The organism is Chromobacterium sp. LK11, from assembly GCF_001043705.1.
Classification (GTDB): domain Bacteria; phylum Pseudomonadota; class Gammaproteobacteria; order Burkholderiales; family Chromobacteriaceae; genus Chromobacterium; species Chromobacterium alkanivorans.
Window position 1 is genome coordinate 1 of record NZ_LDUR01000053.1, and the last position, 22,001, is coordinate 22,001.

The 22,001-nt window shown below is 65.3% G+C and carries 16 protein-coding genes; 7 read left to right on the forward strand and 9 right to left on the reverse strand.

Annotated features, from left to right (window positions below; translation table 11 throughout):
- Positions 1 to 89: 89 nt before the first annotated feature.
- On the reverse strand, positions 90 to 1,568 hold the full coding sequence (zwf, locus tag VK98_RS22330) for a glucose-6-phosphate dehydrogenase (RefSeq protein ID WP_048416127.1): 1,479 nt from the start codon (positions 1,566 to 1,568) through the stop codon (positions 90 to 92).
- Positions 1,569 to 1,822: 254 nt separating this feature from the next.
- On the opposite strand from zwf, the gene edd reads away from it, so the two are divergent.
- From edd to VK98_RS22345, 3 genes are all read left to right on the forward strand, one after another.
- Positions 1,823 to 3,673, forward strand: coding sequence for a phosphogluconate dehydratase (edd, locus tag VK98_RS22335; protein WP_048416128.1), 1,851 nt, complete (start codon positions 1,823 to 1,825; stop codon positions 3,671 to 3,673).
- A gap of 2 nt (positions 3,674 to 3,675) precedes the next feature.
- Positions 3,676 to 4,302, forward strand: a complete 627-nt coding sequence (locus VK98_RS22340; RefSeq protein ID WP_048416129.1) for a bifunctional 4-hydroxy-2-oxoglutarate aldolase/2-dehydro-3-deoxy-phosphogluconate aldolase — start codon at positions 3,676 to 3,678, stop codon at positions 4,300 to 4,302.
- Positions 4,303 to 4,484: 182 nt separating this feature from the next.
- Entirely contained in the window at positions 4,485 to 5,306 is an 822-nt protein-coding gene (locus tag VK98_RS22345; protein WP_048416130.1) for an HDOD domain-containing protein, read from the forward strand.
- A 66-nt stretch (positions 5,307 to 5,372) separates the two neighbouring features.
- On the opposite strand, the gene VK98_RS22350 is transcribed toward VK98_RS22345, so the two are convergent.
- Entirely contained in the window at positions 5,373 to 7,280 is a 1,908-nt protein-coding gene (locus tag VK98_RS22350; RefSeq protein ID WP_048416131.1) for a ribonuclease catalytic domain-containing protein, read from the reverse strand.
- Positions 7,281 to 7,393: 113 nt separating this feature from the next.
- On the opposite strand from VK98_RS22350, the gene VK98_RS22355 reads away from it, so the two are divergent.
- Complete coding sequence (locus VK98_RS22355) at positions 7,394 to 8,983, forward strand: diguanylate cyclase (protein ID WP_231589354.1); 1,590 nt, start codon at positions 7,394 to 7,396, stop codon at positions 8,981 to 8,983.
- A 124-nt stretch (positions 8,984 to 9,107) separates the two neighbouring features.
- Here the strand turns inward: VK98_RS22355 and VK98_RS22360 are convergent, their stop codons facing one another.
- The 3 genes from VK98_RS22360 to argH form a co-directional block, all read right to left on the reverse strand.
- The gene (locus VK98_RS22360) at positions 9,108 to 9,875 is read right to left on the reverse strand and encodes a DeoR/GlpR family DNA-binding transcription regulator (RefSeq protein WP_019103455.1); all 768 of its coding nucleotides are present in this window, start codon (positions 9,873 to 9,875) and stop codon (positions 9,108 to 9,110) included.
- Between the two features lie 120 nt (positions 9,876 to 9,995).
- A complete protein-coding gene (locus VK98_RS22365; protein ID WP_048416132.1) occupies positions 9,996 to 11,603 on the reverse strand; it encodes an EAL domain-containing protein in 1,608 nt (535 codons plus the stop codon).
- A gap of 657 nt (positions 11,604 to 12,260) precedes the next feature.
- A complete protein-coding gene (argH, locus tag VK98_RS22370; protein WP_048416133.1) occupies positions 12,261 to 13,646 on the reverse strand; it encodes an argininosuccinate lyase in 1,386 nt (461 codons plus the stop codon).
- Between the two features lie 158 nt (positions 13,647 to 13,804).
- On the opposite strand from argH, the gene VK98_RS22375 reads away from it, so the two are divergent.
- From VK98_RS22375 to VK98_RS22385, 3 genes are all read left to right on the forward strand, one after another.
- Positions 13,805 to 14,794: a sensor histidine kinase gene (locus tag VK98_RS22375; RefSeq protein ID WP_048416134.1), complete on the forward strand. Its 990-nt coding sequence runs from the start codon at positions 13,805 to 13,807 to the stop codon at positions 14,792 to 14,794.
- 51 nt (positions 14,795 to 14,845) lie between these two features.
- Entirely contained in the window at positions 14,846 to 15,424 is a 579-nt protein-coding gene (locus tag VK98_RS22380) for a TMEM175 family protein (RefSeq protein ID WP_048416135.1), read from the forward strand.
- Positions 15,425 to 15,550: 126 nt separating this feature from the next.
- Positions 15,551 to 17,083, forward strand: a complete 1,533-nt coding sequence (locus VK98_RS22385; protein ID WP_048416136.1) for a catalase — start codon at positions 15,551 to 15,553, stop codon at positions 17,081 to 17,083.
- Between the two features lie 404 nt (positions 17,084 to 17,487).
- Here VK98_RS22385 and VK98_RS22390 read toward each other — a convergent pair whose 3' ends face one another.
- From VK98_RS22390 to VK98_RS23035, 4 genes are all read right to left on the reverse strand, one after another.
- A complete protein-coding gene (locus tag VK98_RS22390) occupies positions 17,488 to 17,937 on the reverse strand; it encodes a hypothetical protein (RefSeq protein WP_048416137.1) in 450 nt (149 codons plus the stop codon).
- A 1,062-nt stretch (positions 17,938 to 18,999) separates the two neighbouring features.
- Positions 19,000 to 20,415 carry an alkaline phosphatase family protein gene (locus VK98_RS22395; protein ID WP_048416138.1) on the reverse strand — a complete coding sequence of 472 codons (1,416 nt, stop codon included), beginning with the start codon at positions 20,413 to 20,415 and terminating at the stop codon, positions 19,000 to 19,002.
- A 4-nt stretch (positions 20,416 to 20,419) separates the two neighbouring features.
- A complete protein-coding gene (locus VK98_RS22400) occupies positions 20,420 to 21,310 on the reverse strand; it encodes a TatD family hydrolase (protein WP_197083148.1) in 891 nt (296 codons plus the stop codon).
- A complete protein-coding gene (locus tag VK98_RS23035) occupies positions 21,297 to 21,995 on the reverse strand; it encodes an EboA domain-containing protein (protein WP_053077552.1) in 699 nt (232 codons plus the stop codon). Before VK98_RS23035 ends, VK98_RS22400 begins: the two co-directional genes overlap by 14 nt.
- Positions 21,996 to 22,001: the final 6 nt, after the last annotated feature.

The following is a 22,001-nucleotide window of genomic DNA, read 5'->3' on the forward strand; positions in this document are numbered from 1 at the left end:
CGAAGCGAGACGCGCAGCCGTACAGTAGTACGGCGAGCACCGCAGCATTCGAGATCGGGACGCGCAGCAGATGGATGCCTCCATGCGGCTCAGCATTCCTCGTGCCAGCCTATCCCATCGCGCGATAACAAAGCGCTCGACGCCGCCGGACCCCAGGTGCCGGCGGTGTACTGCTTGGGCGGCAGATTGCTGCTGCGGCTCCAGGTGTCCATGATGGGCTCCACCCAGCGCCAGGCCTCGATCAATTCGTCGCGGCGCATGAACAGCGCCAGCTTGCCGCGGATCACGTCCAGCAGCAGGCGCTCGTAGGCGTCGGCGCGGCGCACCTTGAAGGCTTTGTAGAAGTCCAGGTCGAGGTAGGCCGGCTGCAGACGCATGGTGTCGCCCGGCTCCTTGGCCAGGAAGTACAGACGGATGCTTTCCTCCGGCTGCAGGCGGATCACCAAGCGGTTGGCGGTGTGGCTGCCGCTCATCGGGCCGTTGAACAGCTGGTGCGGCACGTCGCGGAAGTTGATGACGATCTCTGCCAGCCGCTCCTGCATCCGTTTGCCGGTGCGCAGGAAGAAGGGCACGCCGGCCCAGCGCCAGTTGTCGATCTCGGCCTTGAGCGCGACGAAGGTTTCGGTCTGGCTGTCGGCGGGGATGCCCTGCTCGTTCAGATAGCCGACCACAGGCTGGCCGTTCACGGCGCCGGCCTTGTACTGGCCGCGCACGGTCTTGGCCGCCACGTCCTGCTCGCTGAACGGACGCAGCGCCTTCAGCACCTTGAGCTTCTCGTCGCGCACCGCGTCGGCTTCCATATTGGCCGGCGGCTCCATCGCCACGATGCACAGCAGTTGCAACAAGTGGTTCTGCACCATGTCGCGCAGCGCGCCGGTGCCGTCGTAGAAATCGCCGCGGCTGCCCACGCCCAGGTCTTCGGAGATGGTGATCTGCACGTCGTGTATCCATTCGCGCCGCCACAGCGGCTCGAACAGCGCGTTGGCGAAGCGGATCGCCATCAGGTTCTGCACCGATTCCTTGCCCAGGTAGTGGTCGATCCGGTACAGCTGCTCTTCCTTGAAGAAGCGCGCCACGTCGTCGTTGATCTCGTTGGAGGAATCCAGGTCGGTGCCCAGCGGTTTTTCCAGCACCACGCGCACATTGCCGCTGTTGAGGCCCACCGCCGCCAGGTTCTCGCAGATGCCGGCGAACAGATTGGGCGCGGTGGCCAGGTAACAGACCACCACGCGGTCGTCGTCGCCCTTGAGCTTTTCCGCCAGCGCCGGGAAATCCCGCGGCTGGGAAGCGTCCACTTTCAGGTATTCAATCCGCGCACAGAAGCTGTCCCAGGCGGCGGCGTCGAAATGGGCTTTGACGTGCTGACGCGAGTTCTTCTCGACAAAGGCCAGGTAGTCGTCGCGGCTCAGTTCCTTGCGGCCCAGCGCCAGGATGCGGCCCTGCTGATTGAGCAGGCCGGCGGCGTGCGCCTGATACAGGGAGGGCAGCAGCTTGCGCATCACCAGATCGCCGGCGCCGCCGAACAACACCATATCGAAGGCCGGGGTTGGCGTAGTACGGGTATCCATCCTGATCTTCCATCTCGAGACGTTTGTAGATGTAGTTATATTACCACCAGCTTTTGCCTTGTCCATGTCATCGCGCTGACGCAGGCCGCTTTTGCAACACCTTTTGCCCCAAAGCAAACAATTCCCTCAATCGCTGCAACGGCGGGTGTTGCCTCGCGCCGCCGGGCGTATCATGGCGGAACGGCGCTGGAGCGCGTCTTGCAATTTGAGTGTAGTAAAACTACTATCAACCCACTTCAACACGGAACGTCATCATGGCCTTGCATTCCACCCTGTCCGCCGTTACCGAGCGCATCGTCAACCGGAGCCGGGCAACGCGCGCCGCCTACCTGGACCGCTTGCGCGCCGCAGCCCATCAGGGAAGGGTGGAGCGCTCGCAATTGTCGTGTACCAACTTGGCACACGCCTTCGCCGCCATGCCCGACGGCATCAAGATACATCTAAAGGAAGAGCACCGCCCCAATCTGGCCATCGTCTCTTCCTACAACGACATGCTGTCCGCCCACCAGCCGCTGGAAACCTATCCGGCACTGCTGAAGGAGGCGGCGCTGGCGGCCGGCGCCACCGCCCAGTTCGCCGGCGGCGTGCCGGCGATGTGCGACGGCGTGACCCAGGGCCAGCCGGGCATGGAGCTGTCCCTGTTCTCGCGCGACATCATCGCGATGAGCACCGCGGTGGCGCTGTCCCACCAGATGTTCGACGCCGCGCTCTACCTGGGCGTGTGCGACAAGATCGTGCCGGGCCTGCTGATAGGCGCGCTTTCCTTCGGCCACCTGCCGGCGGTGTTCGTTCCCGCCGGCCCGATGACCACCGGCATCGCCAACGATGAAAAAGCCAAGGTGCGCCAGCTGTACGCCGAGGGCAAGGTGGGCCGCGACGCGCTGCTGGAATCCGAGTGCCAGTCCTACCACGGCCCCGGCACCTGTACTTTCTACGGCACCGCCAACTCCAATCAGATGCTGATGGAGATCATGGGCCTGCACCTGCCCGGCGCCGCCTTCGTCAACCCAGGCACCCCGCTGCGCGAGGCGCTGACCCGCGCCGCCGCCGGACAGGCGGCCAAGATCGCCGCCCAGGGCAAGGCCTTCACCCCGGTGGGCGAGATGATAGACGAGAAGTCCATCGTCAACGCCATCGTCGGCCTTTTGGCCACCGGCGGCTCCACCAACCACACCATGCACATCGTCGCCATCGCCCGCGCCGCCGGCATAGACGTGAACTGGGACGATTTCGACGAACTCTCCGCCGTGGTGCCGCTCTTGGTGCGCGCCTACCCCAACGGCAAGGCCGACGTGAACCACTTCCACGCCGCCGGCGGCATGGGCTTCGTGATCCGCGAACTGCTGTCCGCCGGCCTGCTGCACGAAGACGTGGGCACCGTGGTGGGCCGCGGCCTGTCGCGCTACGCGCAGGAGCCGTGGCTGGACCAGGGCGAACTCAAATGGCGGGACGCGCCGGCCGACAGCGGCGACGACAGCGTGCTGCGCACCGCCGCCGACCCGTTCTCCGCCGACGGCGGCCTCAAGCTGCTGTCCGGCAAGCTGGGCCGCGCGGTGATCAAGGTGTCCGCGGTCAAGCCGGAACACCGGGTGGTGGAAGCGCCGGCGGTGATCTTCCACGACCAGAACGACATGCTGACGGCGTTCAAGCGCGGCGAGCTGGAAAAAGACTTCATCGCGGTGATCCGCTTCCAGGGCCCGCGCGCCAACGGCATGCCGGAACTGCACAAGCTGACCCCGGCGCTGAGCATTTTGCAGGAGCGCGGCTTCAAGGTGGCCCTGGTCACCGACGGCCGCATGTCCGGCGCTTCCGGCAAGGTGCCGGCCGCCATCCACGTATCGCCGGAAGCCCTGTCCGGCGGGCCTATCGGCAAGGTGCGCGACGGCGACCCGGTGCGGCTGGACGCCAATAGCGGCGAACTGACCGTGCTGGTGGACGAGGCAGAATGGGCCGCGCGCGAACAGGCGCAGGCCGACCTGACGCACAATGATTTTGGCATGGGCCGGGACTTGTTCGCGGTGTTCCGCTCGGTGGCCGACCACGCCGAAGCCGGCGCCAGCAGCTTCCGCCATCCCGACTTCCACCCCGCTTCTTGGAGAAAATGAATATGGACGCATTGACCCTGCTGCGCCAAGGCCCGGTTGTTCCGGTGATCATCGTCAACGACGCGGCCGTGGCCGTGGAACTGGCCCAGGCGCTGGTGGCCGGCGGCGTGCGCGTGCTGGAAGTGACGCTGCGCACCAAGGCCGCGCTGGCGGCGATGCGCCGCATGCGCGACGAAGTGCCGGGCGCCATCGTGGGCGCCGGCACGCTGCGCACCCGCGCCCACGTGGAAGCCGCCATCGACGCCGGCGCGCAGTTCGGCGTCAGCCCCGGCTTCACCCCGGAACTGGGCGCCGCCGCCCGCGCCGCCAACCTGACCCTGATTCCCGGCGTGGCCACCCCGTCCGAGGCGATGCGCGCCCAGGACGAAGGCTTCACCATCCAGAAGCTGTTCCCGGCCGAGGCCGTGGGCGGCGTCAAACTACTCAAATCGCTGGCCAGCCCGTTCTCCGATCTGCGCTTCTGCCCCACCGGCGGCATCGACATCAAGAAAGCGCCGGAATACCTGGCGCTGCCCAATGTGCTGGCCGTGGGCGGCAGCTGGCTGACCCCGGACGACGCCATCGCCAATCGCGACTGGGACCGCATCACCCAGCTGGCGCGGGAAGCCAGCCTGTTGCACCGGAATTAAACGACGTTGCTTCTTTACCAGGGCCTGCGGGCCCTGTTTTTTTTGGAGCCGCGCCCGCCACCCTCGCCCCTGTCCGGTTTTGTCCTTCCTTTCCCCCGCCAATTGCCTAAGCTCAAGAAGCAGGACTTCATCGCCGCCGGCCCACGCCCGCGCCGACGACGGTTCACCTATTGGAGACCCCTATGCAAGTGGCGGAAATATTTGAAAAAGCGTCGGGCAAGCTGCCCATGGTGCCCAAGGTGGTCCAGGAGCTGGTGGCCAGTTTTCACCGCACCGACGTCAACATCGATGAAATTACCGACAAGGTGGGACATGATCAGGTGCTGACCGCGCGCGTGCTGCGGCTGGCCAATACCGCGCGCTTCGGCGGCAGCCGGCGCGTGGGTTCGCTGGAGGACGCCATCATCCTGCTCGGCTTCGACAATCTCAGGGTGCTGGTGATCGCCTCCGGCGTCACCGGCGCCACGCTGGGCATCCAGGGCTTCGACATGAAGGCGTTCTGGCAGCGCAGCTTCGCGATGGCCAACGCCGCCAAGCGGCTGGCCAGGCTGGCCAAGCTGGACCCGCAGCTGGGCTATACCTGCGGCCTGCTGTCCAATATCGGCGAACTGGTGCTCTACGTGGCGGTGCCGGAACAGGCGCTGCAGATAGACCGCATCGTCGCCGGCGGCGCCGACCGGGTGGCCACCGAACGCATGCTGCTGGGCATGGACCTGACCGAGGTGGGGGCCGAGCTGGCGCGGCGCTGGAATTTCCCGGACGAGATCCAGGAAGCCATCTTCAACCAGCACGATCTGCTGAACGAGGAAGTGTCGCCGTTCGCGCTGCTGATCGGCCTGGCCTCCTTCATGACCTCCGGCTTCAACCACGACATGAGCGAGGAAGACATGCTGGCGACCTTGCCGGTCAGCGTGATGGAGCGCGCCGGCCTGCCGCGCGAGGGGCTGGCGGAGGCGCTGCCGGAGTTGCGCGAGGCCTGCACCGCGCTGGACGAGATGTTCTAAGCGCCGTCCAGCCAGACGCAAAAAAGGCGGCCTAAGCCGCCTTTTCGCGTTTCTCGCACTGCGGACTCAACCGGCCTGGCCGTCCGCCTCGCTCGCCTCCGCTTCGGACGCCTCGTCCTCAGCGGCGTCGACATGGCCGAGCACCCCGACGCAGCGCAGCTCGATCTCCTGCATCAGCTCGTCGATGCGGATCACCGCCAGCTGGATGCGGTCGCCGCGCGCCAGCTCCGGCAGGCCCGGGATGCGCACCCGCATCGGCAGGCCGTCGATGCGCACCAAGTCCTCCTTGATGAAGGCGGCGGTGGGATCGGACACGCCTTCCTGGCTGAACCAGCGCAGGCACCAGAAATGCTCCATCCGGTCCTGGAAGCCCAGGTAGGCGGAGTAAGTGGTGTCGAAATCGCGCAGGATGGCGAACAACATCGCGTCGCCCTGCTCGAACTGCGGCTTCTCGCCGCGGATCATCGACATCAGCTGGCGCTGGTTGATGAAGTCGGTGGCGCGACGCAGCGGCGAAGTCGCCCACGCGTACTGGGCCACGCCCAGGCCGGTGTGCGGCTCCGGCCGCGTGGTCATCCTCACCTTACCCATGCTCTGCGCGCGGTACATGCCGGGGATGTCGGCCTCGGCCAGCATCCGGCCCCACTCGCAGTTGGCCAGAATCATCAGTTCGGACACCAGCTTGTCCATCGGCGCGCCGCGCTTGCGCAAGGTGATCAGCACCTTGCCGTCGACCACGTCGAAGTTGTAGTCCATCTGCACCGGACGCGTCGGGTCGTATTTGCCGCGGCGCTTCTCCAGCGCCTCGGCGAACTGCCAGAACCAGATCAGCTCCTGCTTGAACGGATAATCCACGCCCGGATCGCAGGCCAGCGTCTCTTCGTTGAAGAACTGCTCCAGCGCGGCGTGGCGCAGGTTGGCGGCGATATGCACCTTCTCGATGCGGTTCTCGTAGGCCACCGGCTCGAACTCCGGCGTCACCTCCACGTAGAGGCTCAGCGCCGGACAGTCATGGCCTTCCTTCAGGGTGAACAGCTCCACCAGATCGTCCGGCAGCATGGTGATCTTGTCGCCGGGGAAATACACGGTGGACAGCCGCGACAGCAGCAGCTTCTCCAGCGGGGAGCCTATTTCTATCCCCAGCGACGGCGCGGCGATGTGGATGCCGACGCGCTTGTTGCCGTTGGGCAGGTCCTGCACCGACAGCGCGTCGTCGATCTCGGTGGTGTTGGCGTCGTCGATGGAGAAGGCGCGCGCCGGCGACAGCGGCAAGTCCTCCGGCAGCGCCGGCAGCTCGTACTTGCCGAAGCCGCGGCCCTTGGGGAAGAACTCCAGCATGAAGCCGGCCATCAGGTAGTCCGGCACCGAGGAGATGCCGCCCACCTTGTCCGCCAGCCGCAGCGGCGGCAGGCTCAGCTCGCGCGCGGCCTGGTCGAAGGCCTTGAACTCCAGCGTGTTCTTGTCGGGTTTCCACAACAAGGTCATCAGCTGGCCGCGGATCGCCTCCGGCAACTGGCCGGCCTTCAGCTCAAGCACCCACTGGTCGATCTGCTCCTGCTCGCGCTTCTTGCGCTCCAGCCCGGCCAGCGCCGCCTTCAGCGCCTCTTCCGGCGCCTTCTTGTAGCGGCCCTTGCCCTTTTTGTAGAAATACATCGGCGCGCCGTACAGGCGCGACACGATGGCGGCGGCCTCCGCCGCCGACGGCGCGTGGCCCCAGTAATCGGCCGCCAGCGCCTCATAGCCGAACTCGTCGTCCGGGCAGCATTCCCACAGGAAATCCAGGTCAATATCCGCGGCAAGTTGCTCTACCATGGGCAGAAAATCGCCCAATGCGGAACTAAACTCCAGAAAGACATTCGCGGCCTTGATCTTGGCGCGCTTGCCATGCTGGGTATCCACTTGCAGACTAGCGTCATTGCGCGAAACGATGCTGCCGACCTTAAAGCCGCCGCTCTCTTCGTAAAAAACGTTCATTAAAAATTTTTGCCAGGCCGTTGCAATCCAACGGCGAATTATAACAGCGCGCCCAGGGCGCGGCTTCAGAACTTGAATATCGGACGACCGGGTCCACCGGGGAACACTTGATCATGTCGCAACATCAGGCTTTCAAACAACGCGTGCATCTGGCACAGGAAATCGACCGCATCGGCCACCTGCTGGTCACTCGCTGGGAGCGGCCGCTGGCCGCCCACCTGCTGTCGCTGATCCTGCGGCTGGAGGATATGGTGCGCGAGCAGGACCTCAACGAAATCACCGGAGAAATCCAGACCCTGTCGCGCCTGCTGCAAGGCTGGATCCAGCAGCCGCAGACCGCGCCGTCGGAAAGCGAGCGCTACAATCGCCTGCGCCACCACCTGGGCCTGGTCAGCCAGCTGGGCATGATGGAACGCAAGGACGGCCTGCCGGAGATCGACTACGACAAGCTGCTGGGCGGCGACATGGTCACCCTCTATCTATGGCTGCCGCAGGAGGTGGACGCCACGCCGCTGATCCAGCAGCTGTCCTGCTACGGCATCCACGCCAAGGTGATCCAGCAGGCGGCCAAGCTGGCCCAGGCCTTGCAGGACAAGGCGCCGGAGGCGGTGGTGGCCTTCACCGAGTTCGCCGCCAACGACCCCATCCTGTTGCTGGCCCCCACCATCAGCAGCATCTGCCCGCTGATCCTGACCTCGCCGCTGCACGATTTCCAGGCGCGGCTGGCGGCGGTGCGCGCCGGCGCCGGCAGCCTGCTGGACTGGCCGCTGCAGGCGCATCAGCTGATAGACCAGCTGAGCTTCGGCGACCTGGGCGAGAAGCGCGAGCCGCTGCGGGTGCTGATCGTGGAGGACATGGAATCGCTGGCCGGGCTCTACTCCAGCGTGCTCAACGCCCAGGGCGTGGAAACCCGCGAGGAGACCCAGCCGGAGCGGGTGCTGGACATGATCGAGCAATTCCGCCCGGACCTGATCCTGATGGATATGTACATGCCGCAGTGCAGCGGCATCGAGCTGGCCAAGGTGATCCGCCAGCAACGGTTGCTGGACGGCATACCGGTGGTGTTCCTGTCGGTGGAGAAACGCCAGGCGGTGCAGCTGGACGCGCTGACCCTGGGCATAGACGGCTTCCTGACCAAGCCGGTGGCGCCGGAGGAGCTGATCGTCACCGTGATCAACCGCGCGCGCCGCTACCGCAAGCTGCGTTCCTACATCATCAACGACAGCCTGACCGGCCTGCTCAACCACTCCCATCTGCACGGCCAGCTGGAATACGGCATCCAGCGCGCGCGCCGCGACCAGCGGCCGCTGTCGCTGGCGATGCTGGACCTGGACTTCTTCAAAACCATCAACGACAGCCACGGCCACCCGGCCGGCGACGAATTGCTGATCAATCTGGCGCGCTTTCTCAAGGAGCGGCTGCGCAGCAGCGATCTGGTGGGCCGCTACGGCGGCGAGGAGTTCGCCATCGTGCTGCCGGGCACCAATCAGCAACAGGCGCACGAGCTGATGGATCAGCTGCGCCAGGACTTCAGCCAGATAGAACAACGCGCGCCGGACGGCGATTTCCGCCAGACCTTCAGCGTGGGCATCAGTTCGCTGGACACCGCCGGCAGCAGCACCGATCTGGTGCGCCAGGCCGACGAAATGCTGTACCGGGCCAAGGCCAACGGCCGCAACCGGGTGGAGGCCATGCAGGACTGAGCCGGGCCCCAGGCCCGGACATGACAAAGCCCGGACGGATGTCCGGGCTTTTTTGCGGCCGCGGCCTCAGAGCCTGTTCAAGGTCTGCCGCGCGTCGGCGATGCGGCGGAACGCAAACCGCTTATCAGGCCTCGGTCAGCACCAGGCGCACGCCCTGCTCTTCCAACAGCTTGGTCACCGGCTCCGGCGGCAGCGCGTCGGTGAACACGGTGTGGAATTCGCTGATGTGGCCCATGCGCACCAGGGCGTTGCGGCCGAACTTGCTGTGGTCCGCCGCCAGGTAACGGTGGCGAGCGTTGGACATCATCGCCTGTGCCACCCGCACTTCGCGGTAGTCGAAGTCCAGCAGCGAGCCGTCCGGCTCGATGCCGGACACGCCGATGATGGCGTAGTCCACCTTGAACTGGTTGATGAAGTCCAGCGTGGCCACGCCGGTGATGCCGCCGTCGGACGCGCGCACCGTGCCGGAGGTGATCATCACCGTGAAATCCGGATTGGTGGACATGATGGAGGCGACGTGAATGTTGTTGGTGATCACCCGCAAGCCCTTGTGCGTGCTGGTCAGCGCCTGAGCCACCGCCTCTATCGTGGTGCCTATGCTCATGAACAGCGAGGCGTGATCGGGAATGCTGCTGGCGATCATGTCCGCGATATGCGCTTTTTCGCTCTGGAATTTTCCTTTGCGCGCGAAATAATCCTCATTCTCCACGCTGCTGCCCAAGGCGGCGCCGCCGTGGTAACGGCGCAACAAATTGGCCTCGCACAGCTGGTTGATATCGCGGCGAATGGTTTGCGGGGTGACATCGAGCAGTCTGGCCAGCTCTTCGATCGGCATGAAGCCGTTTTCGCGGACCAGCTGCAGAATCTTGTCGTGACGGGGTGAGCGGCTCATAACTATTCGGAATCGAAAATCACGTCACTTTAGTAACATATTTTGCGGGTCAGCGGCAAACAGAACCACTATTCCGGCTTGATATCGGCCAATAGTGTTCGTTTATTGCGCATTTTTTACTCAGGAAGCCGCCTGCCCCTCCGCCAGCGGCGCGCGCCGCCCCCACAGGAAATCGCGCAGCTGCTCCAGCGGCATCGGCCGCGCCAGCAGATAGCCCTGCAGGTAATGCACGCCGCTTTGCTGCAGATAGGCGCGCTGTTGCTCGGTTTCCACGCCCTCGGCCACCATGGAGATGCGCAGCTGCTTGGCCAGGTCGATGATCATTTCCAGGATGCGGTTGGCGATGGAGTCGCTGCCTATCGCCGCCACGAACACGCGATCTATCTTCAGATGGTCGGCGTGGATGCGGTTGAGCTCGGCCAGGCTGCTGTGGCCGGTGCCGAAGTCGTCGATGGCGATCTGCACCCGCATCCGCCGCAGCGCGGCCATCACCTGCTGGCTTTGCGGCGTCACCTGGATGGGCTCGCGCTCGGTCACTTCCAGCACCAGCCGCGGCGGCGCCTTGGGAAAGTGTTGCAAAAACGCCTGACAGTCCTCCACCAGCTGCGCGTGCTGCAGATGGCTGGGCGACAGATTGAGCGCCACGAAGAAGCGCTCGGGCAAGGGCAGCGACGCCATGTCCGCGGCCACTTTGCGCATCAGATAGCGGGTGATCTGGATGATCATGCCGGAAGCTTCCGCCACCGGGATGAACAGGTCCGGCGGCGCCAGGCCCTGACGCGGATGCTGCCAGCGCAGCAACACTTCCACTCCCATGCAGCGGCGGCCGCAGGCGTCGAACACCGGCTGGTAGTAAGGCAGGAACTCCTGATTGCGCAGCGCCAGCAGGATTTCCCCGCTGACCGAGCCGCGCTTGCGCAGATAGCCCAGCAGCAGCACCGCGCCGACCACGCCCACCGGCAGCAACAGCAGCAAGGCGCGCAGCAGGCGCGCCGAGGCGCCGCGCCACAGATACTTGGCGTCCACCCAGCTGTGCACCGCCAGCGGATAGCGCTGCGACGCCGCGATCACGCGCAGCACCGCGCTGGCCGGCACCTCGGCGGCGCCCGGCAGCGTGGATTGCACCGCCTCCTTGTGGTTCAGCACCAGCAAGGAGCCGCTGTGGCCGTCGTCGGCCTGCCAGGGCAGCAAGGGGCTGAAATAGGCCAGCTCCACGCTGGCGACCAGGCCCTGCCCCCGTTCGGTCAGCAAGGTGCGCATCAGGAAGGGACGCTTGGGATACAAGGGCCCGGAGCCCTGGCGGTGGATCAACTGTTGCGGCGCCGACGGCGTGAACGGCAGCACCGTGTCCTGCGCGCCCAGCACCGAGGTGCAGTACAGGCGGCGGCCGTCCATCAGCCCCAGCGAGCGGATATAGGGATCGAAGGCCGCCAGCGACACCAGCTGGCCGCGCGCCTGCGGGCAGGGCAGGCCGGCCAGCGGCGCGGCCTCGCGCAAGGAACGGTCCACCTGGCCGAACACCCGGTCCACCGAATTGACCGCGCGCCCCGCCGCGCTTTGCAGCTGCGCCTGCACGTCCAGCTGGTAGCGGTTCCAGGTCAAGGGCAGGCCCACCGCCGCCGGCAACACGGCCACCAGCAAGACCAAGGTCCATTCCGCGGCGTTGAGGCTGCCGCGGAATTGATTGCCCCGGCTGATCAGGTGACGGAAGCGATGGCGACAAAACACATTGTTCCCCGGCGTGACTGAATGACAAGAAGCGGCCCGCGTCCGGCCATGGCGACGCGCGCCAAGCCGCGGCGCGGCTGACTCTGGCGAAAACGGCATGGATGGACGGGGACTGCCAGGAAGAGGGATAGGCGGGCGTTGCCGCGCCGTCCCTCAGCACCCGTTTACGATCTGCTGCGCGTCGTGAGACGCGGCACGGCGAAAGGCTCATGCCCCACGCCGTATCGCTGAAGCGCAGCAGACTTTGAACGGGTTCTTAGAACGTGTTTACGATCTCGCGAGCTAAGGTGAGGCAAGGCGAAAACAGCTGAGAAAGCGGAGTGTACGCACGGTACCTGAGCATTTCGAAGTGGTTTTCAACGCCGTATCGCCGACGCGCAGCAGATCGTAAACAGGTTCTTAGAGAAATTTGGAAAACCAGCCGCGCGGCGCGTATCCCGCCGCCGTCGCGATTTTTCGAAGCTCCCGCAAGTCCGGCGCTAAAGATAACGGTTTAGCCGCGGACAGAAAAGCTAATTAGAAAGATTTATTTAATAAAATGTCTTTGATTGACTTGTGTTTGGTATAAATTGCCGCAATCGGCGCAGACTGAAACGCAATCAGGCCGCGCGCCGCCGGGAGAGGCGGGGCGCGGCCTGACGCCTGTTCTAAAGACGCTTAACGCGGCTGCAAGCGTTGGCGATGGCGTTCGATCTGCAGACGCACCTGGCGCGGCGCGGTGCCGCCCACGTGATCGCGCTGCGCCAGGCTGCCTTCCGGGCTCAGCACCGCGAACACATCGTCCTCGATCAACGGCGAGAACTCGCGCAGCTTGGCCAGCGGCAGATCGGCGATGTCCACGCCCTGCTGCTCGGCGTGGCGCACCGTCAGCGCCACCACCTCGTGGCTGTCGCGGAAGGGCACGCCCTTCTTCACCAGGTAGTCGGCCAGATCGGTGGCGGTGGCGAAGCCTTGCAGCACCGCCGCGCGCATCGCCTCCGGCTTGACGGTGACGCCGCACATCATGTCGGCGTAGATGCGCAGGGTGTCGATCAAGGTGTCCGCGGTGTCGAACAGCGGCTCCTTGTCCTCCTGGTTGTCCTTGTTGTAAGCCAGCGGCTGCGCCTTCATCAGCGTCACCAGCGCGATCAGGTGGCCCACCACGCGGCCGGACTTGCCGCGCACCAGTTCCGGCACGTCCGGGTTCTTCTTCTGCGGCATGATGGAGCTGCCGGTGCAGAAGCGGTCGGCGATGTCGATGAAGCCGACGCGCGGGCTCATCCACAGGATCAGCTCCTCGGACAAGCGCGACAGGTGCACCATCACCAGGCTGGCGGCGGCGGTGAATTCGATCGCGAAGTCGCGGTCGGACACCGCGTCCAGCGAGTTGTGGCAGACATCGTCGAAGCCCAGCAGCTGGGCGGTGTAATGGCGGTCTATCGGGAAAGTGGTGCCCGCCAGCGCCGCCGCGCCCAAGGGCAGGCGGTTGACGCGCTTGCGGCAGTCGCTCATGCGCTCGGCGTCGCGCGCCAGCATTTCCACATAGGCCAGCATGTGGTGGCCGAAAGTCACCGGCTGCGCCACCTGCAAGTGGGTGAAGCCCGGCAGCACGGTTTCGGCGTGCTGCTCGGCCAGGTCCAGCAGGCTGTGTTGCAGCTCGCCGATCAGGCCGACGATGGCGTCGATCTGCGCGCGCAGCCACAGGCGGATGTCGGTGGCCACCTGGTCGTTGCGGCTGCGGCCGGTGTGCAGACGCTTGCCGGCGTCGCCGATCTTGTCGGTCAGCCGCCGCTCCACGTTCATGTGCACGTCTTCCAGATCCACGCTCCACTCGAAGCGGCCGGCGCGGATATCGTCCAGCACTTCGCCCATGCCTCGTCGGATCGCTTCCAGATCTTCGGCGGACAGGACGCCGGCGCGCTGCAACATGGCGGCGTGGGCCAGCGAGCCCTCGATGTCGAATTCGGCCAGTCGTCGGTCGAAATCCACCGAGGCGGTGTATTTCTTGACGAGTTCGGATACCGGCTCCGAGAAACGGCCGGACCAGGCGTGTTGATCTTGCATGGCGATGCTTTCTACGATGGCTGCGGACGAAAAACTTGGCGAAACCCCGGGGCGCGCCGCGCCGCCGGGAACCTCTTACTATGCCAGCGGCGAGCGCCTTCGGCCAGTGCGGGTTTTCCTTGCTATGATGCGGCTATCCTATTCCGCCCCGCGCCCTCATGCCGCTACCGCCCCCGTCCGACCTGCCCGACTACCGCAACCTGGGCGTGCTGCTGCGCGCGCTGCTGCTGCTCGGCCTGTTCCTATTGGGCGGCCTGCTGCTGGACGACGGCGGCGAGGCGCTGCCCTGGCGGCTGCTGCGCCTGTCCAGCCTGCTGGTGCCCGGCGCCTTGCTGAGCCTGGGCCTGCTGGCCTTGCTGGGCCGCCGCCTCCACCGCGGCCGCCGCGCCGCGCTGGCCGCCGCCGCCGTCTGCCTGCTGTCCTTCGCCGTCTGCGGCCGCCTGCTCAACCCGCTGGCGCCCATGCCTTGGGGCCAGGTGCTGCTGGCCGGCGCGGTGGGCGGGCTGATGCAGCATTACCTCAATCTGCGCGCGCGCGCCTTGTCCCCGGCCTTGTCCGAGGCGCGGTTGATCGCGCTGCAGGCGCGCATCCGTCCCCACTTCCTGTTCAACAGCCTCAACGCCGCCATCGCCCTGATAGGCAAACAGCCGGACAAGGCGGAAATGGTGCTGGAAAACCTGGCCGACCTGTTCCGCGCCCAACTCGGCGACCCGGCGCGACAATCCACGCTGGGCCGCGAAATCGAACTGGCGGCGATGTATCTGGCGATCGAGGCCGAGCGGCTGGGCGCGCGGCTGCAAGTGAGCTGGGACGTGCAAGCGCCGCTGGACGCGGCGCTGCCGCCGCTGATCCTGCAGCCGCTGGCGGAAAACGCGGTGTTCCACGGCATAGAACGGCTGGCCGACGGCGGCGAGATCCGCATCCAGGCGCGCCAGCACGAGCAGCAGCTGGAGCTGACGCTGAGCAACCCGGTCAATCCGGAACCAACGGCGGCCGCTTCCGGCCACCACATGGCGCTGGACAATCTGGCCGAGCGGCTGGAACTGTATTTCGACGCCGAGGCCTCGCTCAGCGCCCGGCTGGACGGCGAACGCTTCGTCACCCGCATCCGGCTGCCTTACCGCCCGGCGGCCCAGCGGCCGAACTGAAACCGTCTATAATTACCCCATAGTCCGATTGAAACAGCTGATAGGATCACCATGGGAAAGAATCGCCTCGAAGCCTTCAGCGACGGCGTGCTCGCCATCATCATCACCATCATGGTGCTGGAGCTGAAAGTGCCGCACGACACCAGCTGGGCCGCGCTGCAAGACCGCTGGCCGGTCTTCCTCAGCTATGTGCTCAGCTTCATCTACGTGGGCCTGTACTGGAACAACCACCACCACTTCTACCACGCCATCCAGCGCGTGGACGGCCGCGTGCTGTGGGCCAATCTGCATCTGCTGTTCTGGCTGTCGCTGATTCCCTTCGTCACCGGCTGGATGGGGGAAAACCACTTCGCCCCGCTGCCGCTGGCCCTGTACGGCGTGGTGCTGCTGATGTGCGCGCTGGCCTGGTGGCTGATGCAGCAATCGCTGCTGTGTCTGCCGGGCAACCGCACCCGGCTGTCCGAGGCGCTGGGCAGGGACGTCAAGGGCAAGATCTCCCCGCTGTGCTACCTGATAGGCATCGCCGCCGCCTTTTACTGCGAATGGCTGTCCGCGGCGATGTACGTGCTGATGGCCTTGATCTGGTTGGTGCCGGACCGCCGCATCGAGCGGCTGCTGGCGGAGAAATGAGGCCGTCTTTCGTTCCATTAATAAATACTATCAAACAAATTGCAATTTAAGATTTAACAAAACTATCGACGCTTCCGATAATGGCCGCTCCCTTAGTAAATGTTCTAATAATTTATGGGAGTGCCAATGTCAGCTCTGACCTTTTCCGTGAACCGCAAGCTTTTCACCGTGGCGCTGGCTTGTAGCGCCGCTTTGACCCAGGCCGCCAACCTGACCCAGGACAACGGCTCGCCGGTGGGCGACAACCAGAACAGCCAGACCGCCGGCCCCAACGGCCCCACCCTGCTGCAAGACATCCAACTGCTGCAAAAGCTGCAACGCTTCGACCGCGAACGCATCCCTGAACGCGTGGTGCACGCGCGCGGCGTGGGCGCCGGCGGCGTCTTCGTCGCCAGCGAGGGCTTGCAGGACGTCAGCCGCGCCCTGGTGTTCCGCAAGGGCGAAAAAACGCCGGTGTTCGTGCGCTTCTCCACCGTGATCGGCAGCCGCGGCGCGCCGGAAACCGACCGCGACCCGCGCGGCTTCGCCACCAAGTTCTATACCGCGCAGGGCAACTGGGACCTGGTGGGCAACAATCTGCCGGTGTTCTTCATCCGCGACGCGATCAAGTTTCCGGACATGGTGCACTCGCTGAAGCCGGATCCGGTGAGCAATGAGCAAGACCCCAACCGCGTCTTCGACTTCTTCTCCCATCTGCCGGAATCTACCCATATGCTGACCCGGGTGTACTCCAACTACGGCACCCCGGCCAATTACCGCGAAATGAACGGCAGCAGCGTGCACGCGCTGAAACTGGTGGCCGCCGACGGCCGCTACCAGTACGCCAAATTCACCTGGAAATCGCACCAAGGCGAGCGCAATCTGCGCCCGGACCAACTGCCCAAGGTACAGGGCCAGTCGGTCAGCCACGCCACCGCGGACCTGCTGCAAAGCATAGAGCAGAAGCGCTACCCGTCCTGGGATTTGTACGTGCAGCTGATCCAGCCTGAAGACATGAACCGCTTCGCCTTCAACCCGCTGGACCCCACCAAGGTGTGGACCGGCGTGGCGGAGCGCAAGGTGGGCACCATGACGCTGAACCAGGTGCCGGCCAACTTCTTCGAAGCCACCGAGCAGGTGGCGATGTCGCCGGCCAATCTGGTGCCGGGCATCGAGGCCTCGGAAGACCGCCTGTTGCAAGGCCGCTTGTTCTCCTATCTGGACACTCAGATGCACCGCGTCGGCACCAATTTCCAGGCGCTGCCGGTGAACCGCCCACGAGTTGAGGTGGTGAACAACAATCAGGACGGCGCGCAAAACGCCTCCGGCCGCCAGGGCAGCGTCAATTACGAGCCCAGCCGGCTGGCGCCCAAGCCGCAGGACCCGCAGTTCAAGCACAGCCGCCTGCCCTTGCAGGGCAACACCCAGCAAGAGGCCATCGCCAAGACGCTGAACTTCCAGCAGGCCGGCGAGTTTTACCGCTCGCTGAGCGCGCAGGATCAGGCGGACCTGATCCGCAACCTGTCCGGCGACCTGGCCAAGGTGCGCAATGTCGAGACCCGGGACGTGATGCTGTCGCACTTCTACAAGGCGGACCGCCAGTACGGCGAGCGTCTGGCCAAGGCCTTGAAGGTGGACGCGAAGGGAATTGAGCGCAGAGCGGCGTTGCTGCAAGAGTAAACGCGCGTACTTGAATCCAGCAGGGCGGCCAATGGCCGCCCTGTTTTTTTGCGCGCCGATACCATGGCAGCGGTGTCGGTGGGTATCGCCTGCGGCTCCACCCACCCTACCCATCCGCCTGCCGTAGGGTGAGCGATACCCGCGCGGAAGCGTGATGGGATTGATCTTTGAGCTTGGATGGCGGGGTTTGGTGGGTATCGCCTATCGGCTCCACCCACCCTACCAAGCCCGCCCGACCCAACCTTCCACCGTAGGGTGGGTGGAGCGTAGCGATACCCACGCGGAAACGCGATGGGATTGATGCTTGGACCTTGGCGGCGGGGCTTGGTGGGTATCGCCTACGGCTCCCTACAAGTCCCCCTCACGTAGGGTGGGTGGAGCGCAGCGATACCCACCAGCCGAGGTCAGCGATTGCGCAGGCGGATGCGGCGGAAGCGCGCTTCCAGATTGAACCGCTGCCCCAGCGCCAGGTAGAGCTGGTGTTGGCTATCCACATGGCGGTAGACCCGGACCCGGTCGGCGCCCAGCAACATCATGATTTCCAGATAGTTGAAGAAACCCATCCACTGGTAGCGCCCGCCGCGATCGTCAAAGTCGATGTCGCGGGCGACACGGCTGAGCAGGCCCTTGCCGACGTATTCCCGGTTGTCCTTCAGCCATTGCAGCAGGTGAGCCGCGCATTCGCGGCCATAAGCGGCATCAGCGGGAGCATCCTTGCTGGGCGTGGGCATCTGCCAGTAATGCGCATAGGTGCGGCCGGGGCAGAAGCGGACGAAGGGCAGTAGTGCTTCCTGTTGTTCCAGGGAGGCCAGCTTGTAGCGGCGGCGCGGGGGGAAGTTTTGAGCGTGATGCATGGTGTTTCTCCTGCTGTGACACAAGATAAACCACCTGCCGGGGAAGGCTGAGGTATTGGGCAGGCGCGTGGCAGGATTGGCGTACCGGGTGTGTACCAGACCGGTGAGTGCATGGCACTCTCCCACCATGCGCCTGCCAAACGGCACAGCCATGGTGAAACAGCCCGTGCAGTATGCTGCGTAGGCTGGTGGTACACACGAACGGGACGCCAATCCCGTGTGCCGCATGTGGGCGGCAACGGGGGGATTGTTGCCGAGGGGGCGGTTGGGGTCAAGGTGGGGTGGTTGGTGTGGCGAGGTGTGTGGGTTTTGTATCCGCTGCGCGGATGATGATTTTCATTGCCGGGGCTGCCCGGCGAGCAGGGAGAGGATATTTGCTTGGCCAAATATCCTCTCCACTCCTAAAGGCCACCCTGCAAGCCTGGCCTACGGCTTCCCGTCGGGTCCCGTCAGGTCCGAGGCGCGGCTGAACTCGCGATTTGCTAACGTCAAATCGCTCAAACAGGGCAGCCGCTTAAGACCTCGGACCTGCCACCCGACGGCAGGCTTGAAGGGACCCAGGGCGCGTCGGATACATGCTCTCTTTTAGGGAGTCAGACTTATCCACAGACAAGAGCAATGGGGCCAAGTTATCCACGGAAATGGCCCACTTTGCTAAACCACCTCTCTTAATTCAAAAAAGACCACCTCGTGTAGCGCCCAAGTGTCCCCTCGGGGCGCGCCGGAGAAAAAGGGGTCTGCAAGGTTTTAAGCGGCTGCTTTGTTTGAGCGATTTGACGCTAGCAAATCGCGAGTTCAGCCGCGCCTTGCAGGCCCCTTTTTCTTCGGGGTTTCGCGTCCTGGGGGACGAGGGGGGATGAAAGGGGGCGGCGGCCCGCCCCCTTCCCGTTCGCCGCGCGGAAAGCGGCACCAAAAACATCATCCGCGCAGCGGATTCAACAGAATAGTCTCCACTCAACACAACGTGCTCATGGGGGAAAAGCACCTCGCAAAACCAGCCTCAAACCATCATCCACCCAACAGACTCAAACCCCATAAAAAAGCCCACGCGGGGCCTCCGCCCTACTCCATCACCCCATGCGCCCGATACGCCAGCCGCGTCTCCACCTCCCCAAACATATGATCCATGATGATGTCCCGCACCGCCGTCGCCGGCACCGCCCCCGGCGGCAAACTGTCCGGCAAGGAACTGATCATCAACGGACCGTGCGCCGGATTCAGGGTCGGCCGCCCGTGCGAGCCCTTCACCAGCGACGGGTCCAACGACACCACCTCCAACAGACTGCGCATGCCCAGCTTGCGCTTCAGCAAAGTCCAGCCGATGTCCAGCTTGGGCCAGCTCAAGGTCGGGTCCAGGAACAACTCCACCGGGTCGTAGCCCGGCTTGCGGTGGATATCCACCGTGCGGGCGAAATCCGGCGCGTGCGCGTCGTCCAGCCAATAGTAATAACTGAACCAGCGATCCGGCCGGCTCACCGCCACCAGCTCGCCTGAACGCGGATGATCCAGGCCCAGCAAACGCTTGCCCGCCTGATCCAACACCATTTCCACCCCGTCCAGCTCCAGCAACAAGGCCTTCACCTCCGGCACCAGCTCCGGCTGACGCACGTAAACGTGGGCGATCTGGTGATCCGACAGCGCGAAGGCCGCCGACGCGCCGCAATCCAGCTTGTCCTCGCCCTGCTCCTCGCGCACCTTGAGCCAGCCGGCCATGCGCAGGATGCGGTTGATGGCGATGTCGTTGCTGACCGGGGTGACGCCGTACTCGGACAGCGCGATGACGCGGCAGCCGTCGCGGTCCGCCTGCTCGATCAACTCGCCGCACAACTGATCCACCGCCGCCACTTCCGCCGCCACGTCCGGATGATCCGGCCCCAGCCGCTGCAGGCAGTAATCCAGGTGCGGCAGGTAGACCAGGGTCAGCGTGGGCTGGCGCGAGCGGTAGAGATGCAGCGCGCAGTCCGCGATCCAGCGGCTGGAGCGGATGTCCGCCGCCGGTCCCCAAAAATGGAACAGCGGGAAATCGCCCAGCTTTTGCCGCAGTTCCGCGTGCAGCTCCGGCGGGTTGCAGTAGAAGTCCGGAATCTTGCGGCCGTCGGCCTTGTAGATCGGGCGCGGGGTCACGCTCCAGTCCACGTCGGCGTACATGTTGTACCACCAGAACAACTGCGCGCAGCTGAAGCCGGCGTGCAGGCGCCGGGCTTCGTGCCAGAGCTTCTCGCCCTGGATCAAGGCGTTGTTCTGCTTCCAGAACAGCGGTTCGGCCAGCTCGCGCGAATACCAGCCGTTGGCGACGCAGCCGTGCGCCTGCGGCAGCTGGCCGGTCAGATAGGTGGCCTGGGCCGGGCAGGTCAGCGCCGGCGTCACCGCGGTGATCGGGCGCTGCGCGCCGCGCTCCGCCAGCCGGATCAAATGCGGCGCGTGCCGCAGCAGCTGCGGCGTCAGCCCCACCACGTTCAGAACGAGAGTGCGTTGCATGATGTCAGTCCACAATGTCCACCTGCGGATTTTGGCCGCGCAGCACGGAGTTGCCCTGGTACAGCCGGCGCTGGTCCACCGCCAGCGGGCTGTTGGCTTCTTCGATGTCCAGACGGCCGCTCTGGGCGAAGAAGTCCAGCGGATTGCGCCAGACTATGGTTTCGATGTCGCGCTCGGCGATGCCGGCGGCGCGCATCGCCTCCACGGTCTTGGGCACTTTCAGCGGGTCGCTGACGCCCCAGTCGGCGGCGCTGTTGATGATGATGCGTTCGCTGCCGTACTGGCGCACCAGCGCCACCATCCTCGGTTCATCCATCTTGGTGTTGGGGTAGATGGAGTGGCCGGCCCAACAGCCGGAGTCCAGCACCAGCGGCAGGGTCTCTTCGGTGTTGTGGTCGATCAGCACCCGCTCCGGCGCGATGCCGCTGTCGCGCACCAGCGCCAGGCTGCGCAGGGTGCCGGCCTTTTTGTCGCGGTGCGGGGTGTGCACCAGCGCCGGCAGGTCGAACGCTATCGCCAGCTCCAGCTGGCGGGCGAAGTAATGTTCCTCGGCCGGGGTTTCGTCGTCGAAGCCGATTTCCCCCACCGCCACCACGCCGTCCTTGTCCAGATAGCGCTCCAACAGCGCCATCACGCCGTCGGCCACGTCCGGGTTGTTGGTTTCCTTGGGGTTGAGGCCCAGGGTGCAGAAGTGGCGGATGCCGAATTGCGCGGCGCGGAAGCGCTCCCAGCCCAGCAGCGACAGGAAGTAGTCGTCGAAGCTGCCGACGTGCCGCCGCGGCTGGCCCATCCAGAACGCCGGCTCCACTACCACGCTGATGCCGGCCCGGCTCATCGCCTGGTAGTCGTCGGTGGTGCGGGAGGTCATGTGGATGTGCGGATCAAACATTTTCATGATGCAGTCCTTGCAGTAGGAAAACGACGTCGTCGGACACGCTGCGGCCGGCGGCGCGGCGCTCGCTGGCGTAGGCGGCCACCATTTGCTCCAGCTCCGGGCTCCAGCGCCGCTCCAGGCCGGCGATATGCCGCGCCGGCGCGCCGGTGAACAAGGCCTTGAGCACCAGCTGGTTGAAATTGAGATCGGGAAACTGCTGCGCCGGATAGGCGTTGTCGCAGGCCAGCGCCTGGAACACGCCGGCCACGTGGCTGCGGCTGGCGTCGGTGGCCAGCGCCAGCCAGCCTTCCGGCCTGGGCAGCAGGATCAGCGCCTTGACCACCGCCTGCTGTTCCAGGCTGTCGCCGCCGCGATACAGGTCGAACGCCAGCGCCGGGCCCGCGCCGGCGGCCAGGGCGCGCAGCAGCAGCAGCGCGCGGCCGGCGTCGCCGGGCGACCAGGCTTCGGCCGCCAGCACCTGCTGGGCCTGCAAGGCCTTGATCGCGGCCTTGGGCAGCAGGGTCAGCGCCGCCAGTTGCCGGTTGGCCACGCTGAACAAGCGGCGCGCGGCGGCGGGCTCCGGTTCGGCGGCGGTCAGCCGGCGACAGGCCTCCAGCCACACCAGCGCCTGAGCGGCGTTGTGGCGGTCCGCCGCGTCCAGCAGGCTGGCGTGCAATTGGTCCGCCAGCATGGTTTGCGTTTCCATCGCGCA

What these genes read in the sequence shown, in the direction of transcription:
- zwf (WP_048416127.1), bottom strand. Translation starts at nt 1,568, where the DNA reads ATGGATACCCGTACTACGCCAACCCCGGCCTTCGATATGGTGTTGTTC.
- edd (WP_048416128.1), top strand. Translation starts at nt 1,823, where the DNA reads ATGGCCTTGCATTCCACCCTGTCCGCCGTTACCGAGCGCATCGTCAAC.
- VK98_RS22340 (WP_048416129.1), top strand. Translation starts at nt 3,676, where the DNA reads ATGGACGCATTGACCCTGCTGCGCCAAGGCCCGGTTGTTCCGGTGATC.
- VK98_RS22345 (WP_048416130.1), top strand. Translation starts at nt 4,485, where the DNA reads ATGCAAGTGGCGGAAATATTTGAAAAAGCGTCGGGCAAGCTGCCCATG.
- VK98_RS22350 (WP_048416131.1), bottom strand. Translation starts at nt 7,280, where the DNA reads ATGAACGTTTTTTACGAAGAGAGCGGCGGCTTTAAGGTCGGCAGCATC.
- VK98_RS22355 (WP_231589354.1), top strand. Translation starts at nt 7,394, where the DNA reads ATGTCGCAACATCAGGCTTTCAAACAACGCGTGCATCTGGCACAGGAA.
- VK98_RS22360 (WP_019103455.1), bottom strand. Translation starts at nt 9,875, where the DNA reads ATGAGCCGCTCACCCCGTCACGACAAGATTCTGCAGCTGGTCCGCGAA.
- argH (WP_048416133.1), bottom strand. Translation starts at nt 13,646, where the DNA reads ATGCAAGATCAACACGCCTGGTCCGGCCGTTTCTCGGAGCCGGTATCC.
- VK98_RS22375 (WP_048416134.1), top strand. Translation starts at nt 13,805, where the DNA reads ATGCCGCTACCGCCCCCGTCCGACCTGCCCGACTACCGCAACCTGGGC.
- VK98_RS22380 (WP_048416135.1), top strand. Translation starts at nt 14,846, where the DNA reads ATGGGAAAGAATCGCCTCGAAGCCTTCAGCGACGGCGTGCTCGCCATC.
- VK98_RS22385 (WP_048416136.1), top strand. Translation starts at nt 15,551, where the DNA reads ATGTCAGCTCTGACCTTTTCCGTGAACCGCAAGCTTTTCACCGTGGCG.
- VK98_RS22390 (WP_048416137.1), bottom strand. Translation starts at nt 17,937, where the DNA reads ATGCATCACGCTCAAAACTTCCCCCCGCGCCGCCGCTACAAGCTGGCC.
- VK98_RS22395 (WP_048416138.1), bottom strand. Translation starts at nt 20,415, where the DNA reads ATGCAACGCACTCTCGTTCTGAACGTGGTGGGGCTGACGCCGCAGCTG.
- VK98_RS22400 (WP_197083148.1), bottom strand. Translation starts at nt 21,310, where the DNA reads ATGAAAATGTTTGATCCGCACATCCACATGACCTCCCGCACCACCGAC.
- VK98_RS23035 (WP_053077552.1), bottom strand. Translation starts at nt 21,995, where the DNA reads ATGGAAACGCAAACCATGCTGGCGGACCAATTGCACGCCAGCCTGCTG.